Origin of the sequence: Rhizobium sp. SG2393 (assembly GCF_042610495.1) — a bacterium.
GTDB lineage: Bacteria > Pseudomonadota > Alphaproteobacteria > Rhizobiales > Rhizobiaceae > RU20A.
In genome coordinates this window covers 57,595-75,710 of sequence record NZ_JBHGAP010000005.1, presented here as the reverse complement: position 1 = coordinate 75,710, position 18,116 = coordinate 57,595, and the positions used below count along the sequence as shown (strand labels likewise).

At 64.3% G+C, this 18,116-nt stretch carries 17 protein-coding genes; 8 read left to right on the top strand and 9 right to left on the bottom strand.

The window, feature by feature from the left end; all coding sequences use genetic code 11:
* Positions 1–46 precede the first annotated feature (46 nt).
* Both aroC and ACED18_RS13050 read right to left on the bottom strand, forming a co-directional pair.
* Positions 47–1,144, bottom strand: a complete 1,098-nt coding sequence (gene aroC / locus ACED18_RS13055) for a chorismate synthase (RefSeq protein ID WP_377292849.1) — start codon at positions 1,142–1,144, stop codon at positions 47–49.
* A gap of 135 nt (positions 1,145–1,279) precedes the next feature.
* Positions 1,280–4,336, bottom strand: a complete 3,057-nt coding sequence (locus ACED18_RS13050; RefSeq protein ID WP_377292847.1) for an EAL domain-containing protein — start codon at positions 4,334–4,336, stop codon at positions 1,280–1,282.
* A gap of 314 nt (positions 4,337–4,650) precedes the next feature.
* Here ACED18_RS13050 and ACED18_RS13045 point away from each other — a divergent pair, with 314 nt between their 5' ends.
* Positions 4,651–4,911 carry a DUF1344 domain-containing protein gene (locus tag ACED18_RS13045; protein WP_377292845.1) on the top strand — a complete coding sequence of 87 codons (261 nt, stop codon included), beginning with the start codon at positions 4,651–4,653 and terminating at the stop codon, positions 4,909–4,911.
* A gap of 143 nt (positions 4,912–5,054) precedes the next feature.
* On the opposite strand, the gene ACED18_RS13040 is transcribed toward ACED18_RS13045, so the two are convergent.
* From ACED18_RS13040 to ACED18_RS13025, 4 genes are all read right to left on the bottom strand, one after another.
* Positions 5,055–5,639 carry a histidine phosphatase family protein gene (locus ACED18_RS13040; RefSeq protein ID WP_377292843.1) on the bottom strand — a complete coding sequence of 195 codons (585 nt, stop codon included), beginning with the start codon at positions 5,637–5,639 and terminating at the stop codon, positions 5,055–5,057.
* Positions 5,640–5,781: 142 nt separating this feature from the next.
* Positions 5,782–6,600: an enoyl-ACP reductase FabI gene (gene fabI, locus ACED18_RS13035; RefSeq protein ID WP_377292841.1), complete on the bottom strand. Its 819-nt coding sequence runs from the start codon at positions 6,598–6,600 to the stop codon at positions 5,782–5,784.
* Positions 6,601–6,812: 212 nt separating this feature from the next.
* Complete coding sequence (locus ACED18_RS13030) at positions 6,813–7,994, bottom strand: DnaJ C-terminal domain-containing protein (RefSeq protein ID WP_377292839.1); 1,182 nt, start codon at positions 7,992–7,994, stop codon at positions 6,813–6,815.
* Between the two features lie 217 nt (positions 7,995–8,211).
* Positions 8,212–8,790, bottom strand: coding sequence for an RT0821/Lpp0805 family surface protein (locus ACED18_RS13025; protein ID WP_377292837.1), 579 nt, complete (start codon positions 8,788–8,790; stop codon positions 8,212–8,214).
* A gap of 12 nt (positions 8,791–8,802) precedes the next feature.
* Here ACED18_RS13025 and pdxH point away from each other — a divergent pair, with 12 nt between their 5' ends.
* Positions 8,803–9,423 carry a pyridoxamine 5'-phosphate oxidase gene (gene pdxH / locus ACED18_RS13020; protein ID WP_377292835.1) on the top strand — a complete coding sequence of 207 codons (621 nt, stop codon included), beginning with the start codon at positions 8,803–8,805 and terminating at the stop codon, positions 9,421–9,423.
* 198 nt (positions 9,424–9,621) lie between these two features.
* Here the strand turns inward: pdxH and ACED18_RS13015 are convergent, their stop codons facing one another.
* Complete coding sequence (locus ACED18_RS13015) at positions 9,622–10,680, bottom strand: polysaccharide deacetylase family protein (RefSeq protein ID WP_377292833.1); 1,059 nt, start codon at positions 10,678–10,680, stop codon at positions 9,622–9,624.
* Between the two features lie 196 nt (positions 10,681–10,876).
* Between ACED18_RS13015 and ACED18_RS13010 the strand changes: the two genes are divergently transcribed.
* Positions 10,877–11,203 (top strand): MazG nucleotide pyrophosphohydrolase domain-containing protein, encoded by a 327-nt coding sequence (locus tag ACED18_RS13010; RefSeq protein ID WP_377292831.1) that lies wholly within the window; start codon positions 10,877–10,879, stop codon positions 11,201–11,203.
* An 80-nt stretch (positions 11,204–11,283) separates the two neighbouring features.
* Here ACED18_RS13010 and tldD read toward each other — a convergent pair whose 3' ends face one another.
* Complete coding sequence (gene tldD / locus ACED18_RS13005) at positions 11,284–12,699, bottom strand: metalloprotease TldD (RefSeq protein WP_377292829.1); 1,416 nt, start codon at positions 12,697–12,699, stop codon at positions 11,284–11,286.
* Between the two features lie 90 nt (positions 12,700–12,789).
* Positions 12,790–13,338, bottom strand: a complete 549-nt coding sequence (locus tag ACED18_RS13000; protein WP_377292827.1) for an invasion associated locus B family protein — start codon at positions 13,336–13,338, stop codon at positions 12,790–12,792.
* A gap of 327 nt (positions 13,339–13,665) precedes the next feature.
* Between ACED18_RS13000 and coxB the strand changes: the two genes are divergently transcribed.
* The 5 genes from coxB to ACED18_RS12975 all read left to right on the top strand — a co-directional run bounded on the left by coxB (position 13,666) and on the right by ACED18_RS12975 (position 18,091).
* Positions 13,666–14,544, top strand: a complete 879-nt coding sequence (gene coxB, locus ACED18_RS12995) for a cytochrome c oxidase subunit II (protein ID WP_377292825.1) — start codon at positions 13,666–13,668, stop codon at positions 14,542–14,544.
* Positions 14,545–14,560: 16 nt separating this feature from the next.
* On the top strand, positions 14,561–16,267 hold the full coding sequence (gene ctaD, locus ACED18_RS12990; RefSeq protein WP_377292823.1) for a cytochrome c oxidase subunit I: 1,707 nt from the start codon (positions 14,561–14,563) through the stop codon (positions 16,265–16,267).
* 107 nt (positions 16,268–16,374) lie between these two features.
* Positions 16,375–17,325, top strand: a complete 951-nt coding sequence (locus tag ACED18_RS12985; RefSeq protein ID WP_377292821.1) for a heme o synthase — start codon at positions 16,375–16,377, stop codon at positions 17,323–17,325.
* The gene (locus ACED18_RS12980; RefSeq protein WP_377292819.1) at positions 17,325–17,468 is read left to right on the top strand and encodes a hypothetical protein; all 144 of its coding nucleotides are present in this window, start codon (positions 17,325–17,327) and stop codon (positions 17,466–17,468) included. Before ACED18_RS12985 ends, ACED18_RS12980 begins: the two co-directional genes overlap by 1 nt.
* A complete protein-coding gene (locus ACED18_RS12975; RefSeq protein WP_377292817.1) occupies positions 17,465–18,091 on the top strand; it encodes a cytochrome c oxidase assembly protein in 627 nt (208 codons plus the stop codon). The genes ACED18_RS12980 and ACED18_RS12975 overlap by 4 nt, the downstream gene beginning before the upstream one ends.
* Positions 18,092–18,116 lie beyond the last annotated feature (25 nt).

Here is an 18,116-nt window from a genome sequence, read left to right as displayed (position 1 = left end):
AAGAGCGTTACAGCAGTCCTGTCAAGAGTGGCACGAAGCATTCCCCCTACCGCTGCCGCCCCGTCTGGCCGCGATCGCGCAGATAGTGGTCGGCCAGCGCGCAGGCGACCATCGCTTCGCCGATCGGCACGGCGCGAATGCCCACGCAGGGGTCGTGGCGGCCCTTGGTGCGCACATCGACCTCGTTGCCGTCGGCATCGATCGAGCGGCGCTCGGTGAGGATGGAGGAGGTCGGCTTGATGGCGAAGCGCGCGACGATCGGTTCGCCCGTCGAGATGCCGCCGAGGATGCCGCCGGCATGGTTCGACAGGAAAACCGGCTGGCCGTTCGGGCCGATGCGCATCTCGTCGGCGTTTTCCTCGCCTGTGATTTCGGCCGAGGCAAAGCCGTTGCCGATCTCCACGCCCTTGACGGCATTGATCGACATGAGGTTCGAGGCGATGTCCTGGTCGAGCTTGGCGTAGACCGGCGCGCCGAGCCCCGCCGGCACGCCCTCGGCAATCACCTCGATGACGGCGCCGACGGAGGAGCCCGCCTTGCGGATGCCGTCGAGATACTCTTCCCAGACCGGCACGATGGCGGGGTCGGGGGCGAAGAAGGGGTTGTTGTTCACCTCCGCCCAGTCCCAGTTGTCCCGGTTGATGCGATGCTTGCCGATCTGGATGAGGGCGGCGCGCACCTCAACGCCCGGCAGCACCTTGCGGGCCAGCCCGCCGGCCGCCACGCGCGCCGCCGTCTCGCGCGCGGAGGAGCGCCCGCCGCCGCGATAGTCGCGAATGCCGTATTTCACGTCATAGGTATAGTCGGCATGGCCTGGCCGGTAGCGCCGCGCGATCTCGCCGTAATCCTTGGAACGCTGGTCGGTGTTCTCGATCATCATCGAGACCGGTGTGCCCGTAGTGATCATCGTCTCGCCGTCGTCGTCGAGCATCACGCCGGAGAGCACCCGCACCAGATCGTCCTCGCGCCGCTGCGTCACGAAACGCGACTGGCCGGGCTTGCGCCTGTCCAGCCACACCTGGAGTTCGGCAAGTGTGAAGCGGATGCCGGGCGGGCAGCCGTCCACGACACAGCCGAGCGCGGGCCCGTGGCTCTCGCCCCAGGTCGTGACACGGAAGAGGTGACCGAACGTATTGTGTGACATCAGGAAAACCGTGGGCCGGAGGTGGCGGGGGAGGGGGCCGTGTGCCCTCTCGCGTTCGGCCGCTCTCATACTGCGAAAGAAGAGGCACGGAAAGCCCTTGCCGGCTCATAGCCGACGCTCTTGGCCTTGCGGTGCTCAGGCCACCTTGCGCTGGTGGCCGAGGGCGAAGTCGATCAGGGAGTCGGCGCTCATCGGCCGGGCGAAGGCATAGCCCTGCAGCAGGTCGCAGCCGAGCGTGCTCAGCATTTCCGCATGCGTCAGCGTTTCCACCCCTTCCGCCACCGTTTCGATGCCGAGCGAGCGGCCGATGTCGATGATGGAGCGCAGCAGCGCCTGCTCCGTCTTCGCCCCCAGCACCGGCGTCACCAGCTGCCGGTCGATCTTCAGCCGCTTCGGCTTCAGCTTCAGAAGGCTGACGATGGACGTATAGCCGGTGCCGAAATCGTCGAGCTCGATGTCGATGCCCAGCTTCTTCAGACCTTCGATATTGGCGATGACTACATCGTCGCTCTCGTCGAGGAAGATCGATTCCACCAGTTCGAAGGCGATCCGGCCGGGCGCCAGTCGCATGTCGCGCAGCGTGTCCAGAAGGGCTCCGTCGCGCAGACGCCGCGCCGAGACGTTGACGGACACCTTCGGCATGTAAAGGCCGCGCGCGGCCCACACGGCGCTGTCCAGCATGGCGCGTTCGAGCACGATCCGGTCGAGCGTTGCCATCATGTCGATTTCTTCCGCCACCTTGAGGAAGCGGTCCGGCGTTAGCAGTCCCTCGCGCGGATGCTGCCAGCGGATCAGCGCCTCGACGCCGGCCAGCTTGTGCGTGGCAGCCTCGAACTGCGGCTGGTAGAAGGCGACGAACTCGCCCCGCTCGATCCCTTCGAGGATCTCGTCGGCGATGCGCTTGCTCGTCACGATCTGGGACTGCAGCGTCTCGGTGAAGAATTCCAGCCTGTTTCGGCCGCTTTCCTTGGCGCGGTAGAGCGCGATGTCGGCATTGACGAGCAGCTGCTGGCTGTCGATCGACCCGTCGCGCGCCCGGGCGATGCCGATCGAAACACCGAAGCGGCAGGGAAAGCCGTTATAGTCGACGGGCTGGCGCATCTGGTCGATGATCCGCTCCGACATGGCGGTCAGATAGCCGTCGGCCGGCACGTCGCCCACGACCACGAGGAACTCGTCGCCACCGATGCGGCAGACGATGTCGCCGGCCCTCGAGTTGATCTTCAGGATGGACGCCGCATGGACCAGCATGGCGTCGCCGGCGGCATGGCCGAGCGTGTCGTTGATCTGCTTGAAGCGATCCAGGTCGATATGCAGGACGGCCACGCCCTCCAGCGTCCCGCCGCGCTCCCCTGCCAGGCGGGACAGCTTCTCGTCCAGCATGCGGCGGTTGCCAAGCCCCGTCAGAGGGTCGTGAAGGGCGTTGTGCTCGATGCTGTCCTTGGCAATGGCGAGTTCGATGTTGCGTGCATCGGCAATCGCCTTGGCGGCCTTCAGGCTTTCGGTCAGCTCGACATCGCTCGTCACATCGAAGGACAGGCCGATCAGGCGCCGGCGGCCATCAAGCCCCACATGCGTCTTGCCGACAGACTTCACATGCCGGACCGTTCCGTCGGGCAGCACCACGCGCGACTGGCAATTGTAGGGCAGGTCGTTGGCGATGCAATGATTGACCCTTTCCAGCGCCGGCTCGCGGTCGTCCGGATGCAGGGAGTACAGCCACTGGTCGCCCGTGGTGATGCCGTCGCCATAGGGCACGCCATGCAGCTGGTGCATGCGATGATCCCAGAAGGTGCGGTCCGTATCGAGCTCGGCCTCCCAAAGGCCACACTCGTAGGATTCCAGCGCCAGTTCCAGCCGGCGCATCGTCTTTTCGAGCTCGCTTGCCTGCTCGTCCGATTGCCGCTTCGCGTCGATCAGCCGCGCGTTCAGCAGCACGTCTTCCGTCACGTCCCAGCAGACGCCCGTCAGCGTCTGCATGCCGGACTCGCTTTCGTGGATGGAGCCGACGCCACGCATGTGGCGGACGGCGCCGGACGGCATGACGACGCGATACTGGGCACGATATTCGATGCCTTCCCGCAGCGAGAGAAGGATCGCCTTGTAGACGCTGGCCCGGTCATCCTCGTGCATGTTGTCGAGCCAGTGCTCGATCCGATGTCCGTACCGGTCGTCGGTCATGCCGTGCATGGCGCGCATGCGCGCATCACCCTTGCCGGATTGTGTGTTGACGTCGATTTCCCAGGTGCCGATGCGCGAGGCGTTCAGCGCCATTTCGAAACGGCGCGACAGCGTCAGCAGTTCGTCATCGCGCTTGCGCAGGGTGGCAAGGTTGCGCTGCCGCTCCTGGAGAATGGCACCGAAGACGAAGATCGAGCCCAGCACCAGAACAAGTGCCGTGGATGTGACCATGCGGATGCGGCCCACATCCGGCGAGGGCTGGTTCCAGCCCTTTCGGGGCTGCGCGGCCAGCTCCCACACACCGCCCGGCAGACCGAGGCGCACGAGGTTGGGCGAATCGGTGAAGATGTCCGCATCGCCGAAGAACGGATCGGCAAGGGTCTGCGTGACCGACGTGTCACGGATGGCGATGCGGATATGGGGGTCGTTCTGGCTGAGGCCGGCGCGTGCGTAAAGCTCGGCCTCTCCGATCGAGGCACGCATGACGCCCCAGAAGACGGCCTTGTCCTTCACACTGGTGAAGATGGGAACGATGATGTTGAAGGCGCGCTCGCCGGAAGGCAGCCGCACCGGGCCATCGACGATCGCGCTGGCCTTCTTGCGCGCGCGCTCAAGCGTGGCGACCTGATTGGCAAAGCGGTCGAGCCTCTGCCCGTTCGACCCCGCCCACTCGTCGCGCGGATAGGTCATCGAGACAATGCCTTGCGGCGCGACGCTGACACGCAGCAATTGCGGGTTCTGCAGCAGCAGCTTCTGCGCATGCTGCTCGAACAGGGCCTCGGCCACGCGGGGGCTCACGGAGAAGATGTTGCCGATGCCCTTGACGGCGACGATGCTGCGATTGATCTCGCCTTTCAGTGACAGGCTGATCTGGTCGAGTTCGGACTGCGTGTTGAGCCTGAGTTCATTGCGAAACGCAGTCTGGTTCTGCTCCTGGATAGCATAGCCCGTGAAGAGAATGGCAGCCGTTGCGAGTGCAGCCGTCAGCAACGACGGACGCAGTGAGTCCATCGCGTGTTTCGCCTGCTCGATTATCCACGTTACAGTCACGGAGCACTGTCCCCTGCTCTTCGTTTTATGACTGTAGTGTGACCTGTATTAATAAGGGTTTAGTGGACGACTTGGAAATCTGGGATTCATGCGGACGCAAACCCTTGCCAAATCGGGCCGCGCCGGGGCACGGTATGAAAGGGCCGGACGTCCGCCGGCTGGGTCCATGTCACGCGGCTGTGCATTGTTCGAAGCGGCAGCCAATTTCGCCACAATCGGAGAGCATTAGCCAAATGCCTCGTGCCCAAGCCACGCCAGCAAGCAGGACAGCAGCAATGCGCATTATCATTGCCACACTTCTCGCCACCGCAGCGTTTTTCTCTCCCCTTTCGGCCATGGCCGAGAGCGGCGATGTGGAAGCGACAATCACCAAGGTGGATACCGAAAAGCTCAGCCTGTCGCTGGATGACGGCAAGAATTACCAGGCACCGGAAGAGTTCAATTTCGAAGGGCTGAAGGCGGGCGTGAAGGTCATCGTCTTCTACACCGAAGTGGACGGCAAGCGCGTGATCAACGACCTGCAGATCGCGCAGTAACCTGCCGGAAGCAGGCGGTCCCGCCGCAGGGACTGCCGGGGACCACAGGTCCGGCCCAGCCTTCTGCGTCTATCAGCGTTTATACTTTGCTGGACAGAAAAAGCGGCCTGCCGGCTTTCAATCGCCGCCTTGCAGGCACTCTCTCAGACCCACTGGGCGCTGCCCTCATCGATCTTCAGGATGCGATCCTGCGGGATCGGTGCGACGGCGGCATCGCCGCCGCTCATCAGGTCCTTGATACGGAACACCGAGCGGATCACGCCGCCATGCGCGACGCACACGGTGGGACGATCGACCGTGGCGAGCCAGGCGGCAATCCGCCAGGACAGGATCTCGTAGCTCTCGGCCGATTCGCCCGGTGGAATGAAATCCCACTTGGAGGCCTCGCGCACGGCTATCGCATCCGGGTGGCGCTCCTCGATCTCGGCCAGCGTGTGGCCTTCCCAGTCCCCGAACGAGATTTCGCGCAGGCGCTCGTCCATGCGGTAGGCGCCGACATCGAGCCCGAGCTCGCCGCGAATCGCCTCCATCGTCTGGCGACAGCGCGTCAGCGGACTGGAAACGAAGTCGTAATCCGCGACATGAGCGCCGATCAGCGTCTTCAGCGCGCGTCCGTTGGCAGCGGCCTGTCGCTCGCCCACACGGTTCAGCGGAATGTCCTTCTGGCCCTGGAGCCGCCCTTCGGCGTTCCAGTCGGTCTGCCCATGACGCACCATGTAGACGAGCAAGGTGACCTCCGCTGGATCGGTAGACGAGGGGATTGGCCGGCGCCGGGGCGCGATTGGCCTGCGGTGCAGGCGCGCCTCTTTTGGCCGAAAGGGGCAGAAAAGAAAAGGGCGCGGATCGAAAAACCGAACCGCGCCCCGAATGTCATTCCTTCACGACGGAAATGTCCGGCGCATCCACCGCCTTCATCCCGACCGTGTGGTAGCCCGAATCGACGTGATGGACCTCGCCGGTGACGCCGGTGGAGAGATCGGAAAGCAGGTAGAGTGCGGAATTGCCGACTTCCTCGATCGAAACCGTGCGCTTCAGCGGCGCATTATACTCGTTCCACTTCAGGATATAGCGGAAGTCGCCGATGCCGGAGGCGGCGAGCGTCTTGATCGGACCAGCCGAAATGGCGTTCACGCGGATGCCGCGATTCCCAAGGTCGACGGCGAGATAGCGTACGCTCGCTTCGAGGGCTGCCTTCGCAACGCCCATGACGTTGTAGTGCGGCATGACCTTCTCGGCGCCGTAATAGGTCAGCGTGATCATCGAGCCGCCATCATTCATGATGCGGTCGGCGCGCTGAGCCACGGCCGTGAAGGAGTAGACGGAAATATCCATCGTCCGGGTGAAGTTTTCCCGGCTGGTGTTGAGGTAGCGGCCCGTCAGCTCGTCCTTGTCGGAAAAGGCGATGGCATGCACGACGAAGTCGATCTTGCCCCAGGCCTTTTCGACATTCTCGAAGACGGCGTCGATCGTCGCAAGATCGGTCACGTCGCAGTGGCCGGCCATCATCGCGCCGAGTTCCTGCGCCAGCGGCTCCACGCGCTTCTTCAGGGCATCGCCCTGCCAGGTCAGCGCCAGTTCCGCGCCGGCATCGGCCAGTGCCTTGGCGATGCCCCAGGCGATTGACCGATTGTTCGCCACGCCCATGATGACGCCGCGCTTGCCCTTCATCAGACCCGATGCAACTACCATTAAAGTCCCCAATCTCGGCACGGCCCGCAAAATCGGGCGACGCCTGAAGAAAGACGCATGCCGGAAAGCGCGCAAAGGCGCCCATGCGTCAATATGACAGGCCAGCCCTATGACATAGGGTGATGGGGGGTTCAAGCGCGCAGCAAATCAGGAACTGTTAGTCCCCGTAATAATGGGTCAGCGTCATGGACTTGTCACAAAGCCTTGACCCGTCACAGATAAAAGCCGTGCTTCATCGAGCGCATGAGGTCGGTGACCTTTTCGTCCGGCTTTTCGAAGAGCACGATGCGCAGTTCGACGACGAGATCGCCACGCGTGCCGTCCACGCCCATCAGCCCGCGGCCGGCGATGCGGACCGCCTTGTCGGAGCCGGACCAGGCGGGAACCTCCACCGTCACGGCGCCATCAAGGCTTTCCACCGTCCGCTCGCAGCCGAGCACGGCGTCCTGGATGTCGATCGACAGCGTGGTCACGAGATCCAGTCCTTCGATGCGGAAGGTCTCGTCGCGCTGCACGCGCAACACCGCCACCGCGTCGCCGCGCTTGGCGCCCGCAACCCGGTAGCCCTGTTCGCGAAGCCGGATCGGTTGCCCGTCGACGGCGCCTGCCGGCACCGCGACCTTGACATTCTCGCCTTCCGGCAGCGCCACGCTGACGCGCTCGCGGCGGAACACCTGCGCCACCGTCACGGGAACGTCCACGACGAGATCTGGCGTTTTCTCGATCGTGCGGCCTCGCAGCCGCTTGACCAATGCGCTGACGAGTTCGGCCGCCGGTGCGGCCGCGCGCCTCAGCAGGAAGCCCCTGCCTTTGCTGCTGTCGGCCCGCTCGCTGTCACCATCGTCCGCCCAGTCGCTGCGCTCGCCGGATGTCTGGAGGGTCGGGCGGGCCTCGCCGCGCGGTTCGGCGCGGGCGGCAAAGGCCCGCTCCTCGGCGCTGGTGCGCGGCCGCGCCTGCGACTGCTGCTGCGCCTGGCCGTGCTGCTGGGATTGGGTCTGCCCCTGGCTCTGGCCTTGGTTCTGCGAAGAGGAGGGGCCGGCGGTGCGCGCCTTGCCCTCGCCGAACAGGCGATCCACCACTTCCTCCGCCGTCTCCGGCCCGATCGGCTTTTCGGCCTCGGCCTGCGCGGCGGCATTCGCCGCCTGCATCTTCGCCTTCAATTCTTCCATGCGGCGCAGGTCCGCCTCGCGCCGGGCCTGGTCATAGCGGCTGCGCAGCTTCGGATCCTTCAGCACCTCATAGGCGCGGCCGATCTCGGCAAAGCGCTCGGCGGCTTCCGGGTCGTTCTGATTGTGATCGGGATGCGCGGATTTCGCCGCGTTGCGCCACGCCGCCTTGATCTCGTCCATGCCGGCATTGCGCCGGACACCGAGTGTCGCATAGGGATCACGCATCACAAATTCACCCCGTGGCTGCGCTTTCCCTCCTGCCGGTTCCTGGAAAGCGGTCCGATCCTGGCCGCGCGTGTCATGCGCGGTCCCGTCGCAAATGCTGGGTCAAACTTGCTAATGTGAGGTTAGAAAAGGGCCCGCTCCGCGGGTGCTCTGACCGGAATTGGGGCACATGAGGGCGACTTTGACGAAGAATGGTTAATTTCGTCTTACGTTTCGCCTATCCCTGCGGCGCAAATTTCACGAGGTTCCAGCGATCGTCGGACACCTTGCAGGCGCTGCCTTCGAAGCGGGCGATACCCTCGTAGGAGTGACGGGTCGTCACGAAGGTGCGGCAGGTGAGGCCCGAATCGGAATTTTCGCGCACGGCGCTGATCACGCCTGCGCTTCCCGAACGTGTGTTGGCCCACGGAATGGCGGTCTGGCCGAGGCTTTCGAGATCGGCGGCAGACACCGCATTGCGCACGGCGGCCTCGTCGGTCGTCTCGTCGAGCGCGGCCGGCACGGAGGAGGTGGTGAGGTTGCGATCGACATTGTCCATTTTCAGGACATCGCCGGCCGTGCCCATGCAGCCGGACAGCGAAAGCGAAATGGCGGCAGCCAGCAGCACCCGCGACGCTGCGCCACGCCGGGGCAGGCGATCCGTCATTGTCTCTTCGAGCGACTTTGCTATGTCTACCACGGCAATCCCGTCCGGTTCGAAGGCGGCTTCGATACGCGCATCATTGGCGTTTACCGTCGCTGTCTGTCCCGAACCATGCGGTCGCAACGACATCAGGTCAGGCGCAGAAAGCAGCATCGGAAGACGATCATGGATGACAAAGGGTTAACAACAGGTGACTTCACGCAAGCGGCCGAGCCCTTCACCCTCTTCGGTGCCTGGCTGGAGGAGGCGACGGCCAGTGAAATCAACGATCCGAATGCGCTCTCGCTGGCAACCGTCGATGAAGACGGCCTGCCCAATGTGCGCATGGTTCTCCTGAAGGGTTTCGACACGGACGGCTTTGTTTTCTACACCAACTACGAAAGCCAGAAGGGACGCGAAATTCTGGGCAGCGGTAAGGCAGCCATGTGTTTTCACTGGAAATCGCTACGCCGGCAGGTGCGCCTGCGCGGCCCCATCGCCTCCGTTAGCGATGCCGAAGCCGACGAATATTACCGCACCCGCCCGCGCGGCAGCCGTATCGGCGCCTGGGCTTCCAAACAGTCCCGCCCGCTCGAGAGCCGCTTCGCGCTGGAAAAGGCGGTTGCCGAATACACGGCCCGCTACCCGATCGGCGAAATCCCGCGTCCGCCGCACTGGTCCGGCTTCCGCCTTGCCCCGACTTCGATCGAATTCTGGCACGACCGTCCCTTCCGCCTCCATGATCGCGTCGAATTCCGCCGCGCCACGCCGGACGGCGGCTGGGAGAAGGTGCGGATGTATCCGTAACGACATCCACGGATGAGGCCCCAGGCGGCCGGAATGACGCGTGGACCGACAGAGCATGCGTCCTGTAAGGAAGCCGGGAGCGGCGATCTCGATCTGTCAGGGCGAGTTGATTGCTGACGTGAGGGCGCCTTCAACGCAGGCATTCCCTTGCCCGGAAGGGCAGGGGATACCCGCCCGTCGGCACAGCTTGGCGAAGCATCACCCGCCGGCCATCAGGCGGAACGGGATGCCCGAGGCCAGTGCGCGCACATAAAGCGCCCGCTGGTAGTAGCCGTTGAGGGAAATCCGCGGCTGCAAGGTCAGCGCCGGTCGGGTGGCCACGATGCCGGGTCGGGTGGTGACGGCGGTCAGGAAACCCGCCTGTTCAGCCAACCGCTGCTCGCGGATGGAGACGGCAGAGCGGTCGCCATAGGGGTAGGCGAAGCTGCGCGGTCGCGTTCCCGTGATGGCTTCGATCGCATCGGCGGACGCGACCATCTCGCCAAGCGCCGTTGCCTCGGGAAGCCGGGAGAGGGCCGCATGCGTGACCGTATGCGCCCCGATCGTCGCGCCCTTGACGGCGGCGAGCGCCGCAATCCCGTCGCTGCAGAGCGTAAGCCGCTCGGTGATCGCCACCGGATCGATGCCATGCGCCCGCGCCGCGGCGTCCAGCCGTGCCACCGCCTCGGCTTCGCTGAGCTGGCCTGTCGTGCCACGAATAAAGCCGGCGATATGGTCGAAGGCCTTGTCGCGGGCAGCGTAATCATCCAGCGCGAAGCTGCGCGGTCCGTCGCCGAAATCGAGCGTGACGCGATTGTTGCGCGTCAGCAGTTCCGTCGCGGTTTCCCACCACAGCGTGTGGCTGCGATGGATGAAACCGGCCGTGACATAGACGGTGAAAGGCACGCCATGCCGGGCAAAGACAGGCGCGGCATGCTCCAGATTGTTGCGATAGCCGTCATCCAGCGTGAAGCAGGCAAAGGGACGCGGATCGCCATCCTCGGTGATCGTGGCAAGCGCGTCTGTAGAAATGAACCGGTAGCCTTGCGACTTCAGCGCCAGGATCGCCGTTTCGAGAAAGTCCGGGGTGATCTCCAGATGGCCGTTCGGCGCAAAGGGCCGCGACGCTTCCGGGCGGACATGATGGAGAGTGAAGACCGCGCCGCGACCGCGCGCCGCCTTGAGCAGCCCTGCACGCGACAGCGCAAAGGAGGCAATCAGCCCACCGCGGATCGCGGTGTGGCGCGCCACCATCCTCGCTCTCGTCACAATCGACATCGGGTTTCCCTTGTGCCTTCGGTGTCCGGCCGCACGGCTGAACGTCAACCCTGACTAGCACCCATGCCTTAAGCCTTGTTGAACCGATGGGGAAGGAACCTTCCACAAACGACCGGCTACCTGTCTCGTTTCGTCGCAGGCACTGGCCTGACGGAGGAGAATCGCGCAGAACAAAAGAGAAACAAGCGGAGTGACCATGTTCGCCCACCTGATCGAGCGTTTCGAGACCGCCTCCCGAACCTATGCCGGCGACAATGGCATCGCTCGTGACCCCGACTGGTTCATCCTCAAGCTGCAGGAGGAAACAGGCGAGGTGACGCAAGCCTGGAACCGCCTTACCGGCCGCGGCCGCCGCAAGGGGCTGGACGAGGCCGCCTGCCGCCAGGCGCTGGCCGATGAACTCGCCGATCTCCTCGGCCACGTCTTCCTTCTCGCCGGCCAGCAGGACATCGACCTTCCGGCCGCCATCGCGCGCAAATGGCGCTTTCATCCGGAAGCAGAGACGAGGGCAGGGATCCGCTGACAGCGGGACCCGAACGCCACCCATCCGGCCCGCATCATCCCTGCGCTTGCGCTTGTGGTCTTGGGCGCGCGCCCGTCGCCTTACGCCTGCGTACCGCCCACGGTGATCGCGTCCATACGCAGGTGCGGCTGGCCGACGCCGACCGGCACCCACTGGCCGGCCTTGCCGCAATTGCCGATGCCGGTATCGAGCTTGGTGTCGTTGCCGACCATCGTCACGCGGCGCATGGCGTCCGGCCCGTTGCCGATCAGCATCGCGCCCTTCACCGGCGCGCCGATCTTCCCGTTCTCGATGAGGTAAGCCTCGGTGCAGCCGAAGACGAACTTGCCGGAGGTGATGTCCACCTGCCCGCCGCCGAAGGAAACGGCATAGATGCCCTTCTTCACCGACGCGATGATCTCGTCGGGCGTATGGCTGCCGGAGAGCATGTAGGTATTGGTCATGCGCGGCATGGGCACATGGGCATAGCCCTGGCGGCGGCCGTTGCCGGTCGGCTTCATGCCCATGAGGCGCGCATTCTGCCGGTCTTGCATGTAGCCGACCAGCTTGCCGTCCTCGATCAGCACATTGTAGGCAGAGGGCGTGCCCTCGTCATCGATGGTGATCGAGCCGCGCCGTTCGCCGATCGTGCCGTCATCGACGACGGTGACGCCCCTGGCCGCGACCTGCTCGCCCAGAAGCCCGGCAAAGGCGGAGGTCTTCTTGCGGTTGAAGTCGCCTTCCAGCCCATGGCCGACCGCCTCGTGCAGCATGACGCCCGGCCAGCCGTTGCCCAGCACCACATCCATGGTGCCGGCCGGCGCATCGACGGCCTCGAGATTGACGAGAGCCTGGCGCAGCGCCTCGTCGGCGCCCGCCTGCCAGTTTTCCGTGGCGATGAAATCCGCAAAACCGCGCCGCCCGCCAATGCCGTAGGAGCCCGACTCCTGCCGGTCGCCTTCGCCGGTGACGACGGAAATGTTGAGCCGCGTCATCGGCCTGACATCGCGCATGCGATGGCCGTCGGCGCGGATGATCTCCACCACCTGCCAGCTTGCGCCGATCGTCGCCGTCACCTGCCGCACCTTCGGATCCTTGGCGCGCAGATAGGCGTCGATCTCGGTCAAGAGGGCCACCTTCGCCTCGAAACTGGGTTCGCCGATCGGATTGCCGTCCCCGTAAAGCCGCGCATTCGTGCCTTGCGGCGCGGCGGCATAGCAGCCCGAATAGCCCCGCGTCACCTGCGCCACCGCATCCGACGCCCGCTTCAGCGCCGAAAGCGAAAGGTCGCCCGAATGCGCATAGCCGACAGCCTCGCCGGCCACCGCCCGCAGGCCAAAACCCTGGTCGGTGTTGAAGCTGCCCCCCTTCAGGCGGCCATTGTCGAAGGACAATGATTCCGCCTGCGCATGCTCGAGGTAAAGCTCCCCGTCATCGGCGCTGGAAAGCGTCTCGCGCAGCACCGCCTGCACGGTCGCTTCGTCCGCATCGAAGAGGGAAAGAAGATCGGTGTTCATCGGCAGGCTCCTGAAGGCGTCATTCCCTCTCATGTAGAGATGCGGCGCGTGCAGGGCAAGTTGCGGAAGGGCGCAGGCGGTTGCCGCCCCTCACGGCAGCGCGTCATACCCTTCGCCGAACCCCTTCAGATCGACAGGAATGCCGATTCCTTCTTCCGGCGACTGGAAGACGATGAAGGTGGCGGTCTTGCCGGCGCGGAAGGTCTTCAGAAGCTCTTCTTCCAGCACCACCTCGGCATAGCAGCCGTCGGAGAAGCAGCGCACGAAATAGGCGCGGCCGATATCCTTGCCGTCCACATTCAGCCCGAGCCCGTTGGGCAGGAGCACGCCGAGCGGCGCCAGCACGCGCAGGATCTTCGCCTTGCGGTCGGCGGTCTTCAGCACGACGACGGAAAGACCGACTTCCGGGCGGTCTTCGGCAATCACGTTCTGCATCAGCGCGCACTGCTCGGCAGTGGCGCCGGCCGGCTGGTCGCAGACGATCGACCAGGCGCCGTGATTGGACTTCACCGTGCCCGGCTGCGTCGCCTGCGCGGCGGCCGTGTTGAACGTCACGAGCACCGCAAGCGCGGCAAAAGCCGCCGCGACGGGCAGGGAATAGGAGCGACGGCCCATGCACACCTCGAAACTACGAATCATGAGGCTATTCTTTAAGGCCGCGGGTGCGGATGAAAAGCCCCGCGGCGCACATTAAGACTGCGTATGGCTGAATTATGAAGTCGCCGAAGCCATGATGCCACCCCCTGGCGGTCTGCGATGTAGCGGCGGCATGTGGATAAATCCGGCAAAAATCCCCGTCATCGCCCCAAGCCTGCGCAGGCCTTGCGTTTGGGCAAAAATGCCGCATGGGCTTGAATGGACAGATGTTGCGGCATGGATCAAACTGTGGTTTGAAGCGGTTCAGTATCGCAGGGATTCTGCGCAACGCTTTGATCCTGATCAAGCGCGCATTTGGGAGACACGATTGTGATGAAAAGAGCTTATGCAGTTCTGGCAGCCCTTGCCTGTCTGCTCTTTGCTCCGGCCGCCTTTGCCGACAAGCCGGAGCCGTGGCAGACGACGCTTCAGCCGGCCGCCACCGGGATCATGGAGGAAGTGACCTGGTTCGAGCACTACACACTGTGGTTCATCGTTCCGATCACGCTCTTCGTTCTGCTTCTGCTCATCATCGTGGTCGTCAAGTTCCGCGAGGGCGCCAACCCGGTTCCCTCCAAGACCAGCCACAACACGGCGATCGAGATCGTCTGGACGCTCGGCCCGGTCATCATCCTGCTCTTCCTCGCCATTCCCTCCTTCCAGCTGCTGAACGCCCAGCTCACCATGCCCGAGAAGGCCGACCTGACGGTCAAGGCCACCGGCAACCAGTGGTACTGGAGCTACGAGTATGAGGTCGGCGAGACGCCCGTCTCCTTCGACAGCCTGATGCTGAAGGAAACCGACCGCACCGCCGCCGGCAAGGAAGACGTTGCCGCCTATCCGCGCCTGCTGGCCGTCGACAACGAAGTCGTCGTTCCCGTCGGCGCCAATGTCCGTCTGCTCGTCACCGCCGCTGACGTCATCCACGCCTTCGCCATGCCGGCCTTCGGCGTGAAGATCGACGCGATCCCGGGCCGCCTGAACGAAACCTGGTTCCGCGCCGAGAAGGAAGGCCTCTATTACGGCCAGTGTTCCGAGCTGTGCGGCAAGGACCATGCCTACATGCCGATCGCCGTACGCGTTGTCGCCAAGGACAAGTACGACGCCTGGATCGCTGCCGCCGCCACCAATCTGGGCGAGGCCAACAAGGCTCTGATGGCCGCCGTCGACGGAGCCAAGTCGCTCACCGTCGCCGACAACGCCAAGTAATCTGGAGGGGACAACCATGGCCGGATCTTCCGCCCACCACAATCACGATCATGCCGGGCACGATCATGCCGCGCATGGCCACGGTCATGACCATGACCACGCCCATCAGCCGCTCTCCTTCTTTGCGCGTTGGTTCCTGTCGACCAACCACAAGGACATCGGCACGCTCTACCTGATCTTCGCGATCATCGCCGGCCTCATCGGCGGCACGCTGTCGATCATCATGCGCATGGAGCTCGCCGAGCCGGGCATCCAGATCTTCCACGGCCTGGCCTCCATGGTCTACGGCTTCGAGGGTGATGCGGCCATCGACGGCGGCAAGCACATGTACAACGTCTTCACGACGGCGCATGCGCTCATCATGATCTTCTTCATGGTCATGCCGGCCCTCATCGGCGGCTTCGCCAACTGGATGGTGCCGATCATGATCGGCGCGCCCGACATGGCGTTCCCGCGCATGAACAACATCTCCTTCTGGCTGATCGTTCCGGCCTTCCTGCTGGTGCTTCTGTCGATGTTCGTCGAAGGCCCGGCCGGCGCCTACGGCTCGGGCGGCGGCTGGACCATCTATCCGCCGCTGTCGACGTCCGGCCAGCCCGGCCCGGCCATGGACCTCGTGATCCTCGGCCTGCACATTGCCGGTGCCTCGTCGATCCTCGGCGCCATCAATTTCATCACCACCATCCTGAACATGCGCGCTCCGGGCATGACGCTGCACAAGATGCCGCTCTTCGCCTGGTCGGTTCTGGTCACCGCCTTCCTGCTGCTGCTGTCGCTCCCGGTTCTCGCCGGCGGCATCACCATGCTTCTGACGGACCGCAACTTCGGCACCACCTTCTTCGCGCCCGAAGGCGGCGGTGACCCGGTTCTCTTCCAGCACCTGTTCTGGTTCTTCGGTCACCCGGAAGTGTACATCCTGATCCTGCCCGGCTTCGGCATCATCAGCCACATCATTTCCACCTTCTCGAAGAAGCCGGTCTTCGGCTACCTCGGCATGGCCTATGCCATGGTCGCCATCGGCGCCGTCGGTTTCGTCGTGTGGGCGCACCACATGTACACGGTCGGCCTGTCGCTCGACACGCAGCGCTACTTCGTCTTCGCCACCATGGTGATCGCGGTGCCCACCGGCATCAAGATCTTCTCCTGGATCGCGACCATGTGGGGCGGCTCGATCCGCTTCGCGACCCCGATGGTCTGGGCTATCGGCTTCGTCTTCCTCTTCACCGTCGGTGGCGTGACGGGCGTCCAGCTCGCCAATGCCGGCCTCGACCGTGCCCTGCATGACACCTATTACGTCGTGGCCCACTTCCACTACGTTCTGTCGCTCGGCGCCGTCTTCGCCATCTTCGCGGCCTGGTACTACTGGTTCCCGAAGATGACCGGCTACATGTACTCCGAGTTCATCGGCAAGCTGCACTTCTGGGTCATGTTCATCGGCGTGAACCTGGTCTTCTTCCCGCAGCACTTCCTGGGTCTGGCCGGCATGCCGCGCCGCTACATCGACTATCCGGATGCCTTTGCCGGCTGGAACCACGTCTCGTCCTACGGCTCCTATATTGCCGGCGTCGGCGTGCTGATCTTCCTCTACGGCGTCTTCGAAGCCTTCGCCAAGAAGCGCGTCGCCGGCGACAATCCGTGGGGTGTCGGTGCCAACACGCTGGAATGGCAGCTCTCGTCGCCGCCGCCGTTCCACCAGTGGGAACAGCTGCCGCGCATCAAGTAAGCAAAAAGGAAGAAGGCCGCACGGGTTGCGGCCTTCTTCCGGACAGAAAGACGGCGCTTGGGATGCCGGGGAGATCCCGAAGGCGCTGGTGTAGCAGGGTTAAGAACATGACGGTTATCGACGCAACGAGCAGCACGACGGGCGCAGTCGCCCTTTCCGAGGCGAGCCCCCGTGACTTCTTCGCGCTGCTGAAGCCGCGCGTCATGTCGCTCGTCGTCTTCACCGCGTTGGCCGGGCTCGTCATGGCACCGGGCCATATCAATCCCTTCATGGGCTTCATCGCCATTCTCTGCATCGCGGTTGGTGCCGGCGCGTCCGGCGCGCTCAACATGTGGTACGATGCCGATATCGACGCACGCATGACCCGCACCGCGACGCGCCCCATTCCCGCCGGCCGCGTCAGCCCGCAGGAAGCGCTCGCTTTCGGTCTTGTTCTGTCCTTCTTCTCGGTCGGCATCCTCGGCCTTGCGGTCAACTGGGTGTCCGCCGGCCTTCTGGCCTTCACCATCTTCTTCTATGCCGTCATCTACACCATGTGGCTGAAGCGCTGGACCTCGCAGAACATCGTCATCGGCGGTGCAGCAGGCGCCTTCCCGCCCATGATCGGCTGGGCCTGCGTGACGGGCGGCGTCTCCGTCGAGAGCGTCGTTCTCTTCCTCATCATCTTCCTGTGGACGCCGGCGCATTTCTGGGCGCTCGCCCTCTTCAAGATGCGCGAATATGGCGCCGTCGGCGTGCCCATGCTGCCGAATGTGGCGGGCGAGGGCGCCACGAAGCGCCAGATCCTCGCCTATGCCGTGCTGACGGCTGCCATCGGCGTCGTGCCCACCATCCTCGGCTTCTCGAGTCTCGGCTACGGTGTCGTCGCCGGCCTGCTCGGCCTCTGTCTTGTCTGGTCGTCGGTCGGCGTGCTGCGCATGCCCGATGGCGACGAGCGCATGGTGCCGGCCAAGAAGCTCTTCGGCTATTCCATCCTCTATCTCTTCGCCATCTTCACCGCGCTGATGGTCGACCATCTCGTTGCTCCGCTCCTGGCGGGCCTTGCAGGAGGCCTGTGATGGAAACCGTGACGCTCACCGACAAGCAGAAGAAATCCCGCCGCGGCCGCAATATCGCGCTCGGCCTCGTTCTCGGCGGCCTCGTCGTCCTCTTCTACGTCATCACCGTCATCAAGTTCGCAACGGGGACGATGGCGCTATGACCGACGCCCCGCGCACCGAAGCGCAGACGGAAACGAAGGACGCCCGCCGCGAGCGCAACAACGGCATCATCGTGGCGAGCTGCGTCACCTTCGTCGCCGCCATGGTCGGCGCCTCCTATGCCGCCGTGCCGCTCTACGATCTCTTCTGCCGCGTCACCGGCTATAATGGCACGACGCAGCGCGTCGAGCAGGTCTCCGACACGGTGCTGGACCGCACCATAAAGGTGACCTTCGACGCCAATACCGGCGGCGGCCTGCCCTGGTCGTTCAAGCCGGTCGACCGCGATGTCGAGATGCGGATCGGCGAGACGGTCCAGATCAATTACCGCGTGAAGAACCTTGCCGACCGTCCGACGACGGGTCAGGCGACCTTCAACGTCACGCCCATGCAGGGCGGGGCCTATTTCAACAAGGTCGCGTGCTTCTGCTTCACGGAAACGACGCTGCAGCCGGGCGAGGAGCGCGACATGCCGGTCGTCTTCTTCATCGACCCGGCCATCGTCGACCAGCCGGAAACGCGCGATATCAAGCTCATGACGCTGTCCTACACCTTCTACCCCCGCGAACCGTCGAAGCCGGTCGCCGAGGTGAAGACCGGGACAGAGGTCAAATCGAAACTGTGAGGATGGTCGCTTCGGGTTTACCGGG

Bases quoted from the DNA above. Each gene is read 5' to 3' on its own strand.
- aroC (WP_377292849.1), bottom strand. From the start codon at position 1,144: ATGTCACACAATACGTTCGGTCACCTCTTCCGTGTCACGACCTGGGGC.
- ACED18_RS13050 (WP_377292847.1), bottom strand. From the start codon at position 4,336: ATGGACTCACTGCGTCCGTCGTTGCTGACGGCTGCACTCGCAACGGCT.
- ACED18_RS13045 (WP_377292845.1), top strand. From the start codon at position 4,651: ATGCGCATTATCATTGCCACACTTCTCGCCACCGCAGCGTTTTTCTCT.
- fabI (WP_377292841.1), bottom strand. From the start codon at position 6,600: ATGGTAGTTGCATCGGGTCTGATGAAGGGCAAGCGCGGCGTCATCATG.
- ACED18_RS13030 (WP_377292839.1), bottom strand. From the start codon at position 7,994: ATGCGTGATCCCTATGCGACACTCGGTGTCCGGCGCAATGCCGGCATG.
- ACED18_RS13025 (WP_377292837.1), bottom strand. From the start codon at position 8,790: ATGCTGCTTTCTGCGCCTGACCTGATGTCGTTGCGACCGCATGGTTCG.
- pdxH (WP_377292835.1), top strand. From the start codon at position 8,803: ATGGATGACAAAGGGTTAACAACAGGTGACTTCACGCAAGCGGCCGAG.
- ACED18_RS13015 (WP_377292833.1), bottom strand. From the start codon at position 10,680: ATGTCGATTGTGACGAGAGCGAGGATGGTGGCGCGCCACACCGCGATC.
- ACED18_RS13010 (WP_377292831.1), top strand. From the start codon at position 10,877: ATGTTCGCCCACCTGATCGAGCGTTTCGAGACCGCCTCCCGAACCTAT.
- tldD (WP_377292829.1), bottom strand. From the start codon at position 12,699: ATGAACACCGATCTTCTTTCCCTCTTCGATGCGGACGAAGCGACCGTG.
- ACED18_RS13000 (WP_377292827.1), bottom strand. From the start codon at position 13,338: ATGATTCGTAGTTTCGAGGTGTGCATGGGCCGTCGCTCCTATTCCCTG.
- ctaD (WP_377292823.1), top strand. From the start codon at position 14,561: ATGGCCGGATCTTCCGCCCACCACAATCACGATCATGCCGGGCACGAT.
- ACED18_RS12985 (WP_377292821.1), top strand. From the start codon at position 16,375: ATGACGGTTATCGACGCAACGAGCAGCACGACGGGCGCAGTCGCCCTT.
- ACED18_RS12980 (WP_377292819.1), top strand. From the start codon at position 17,325: ATGGAAACCGTGACGCTCACCGACAAGCAGAAGAAATCCCGCCGCGGC.
- ACED18_RS12975 (WP_377292817.1), top strand. From the start codon at position 17,465: ATGACCGACGCCCCGCGCACCGAAGCGCAGACGGAAACGAAGGACGCC.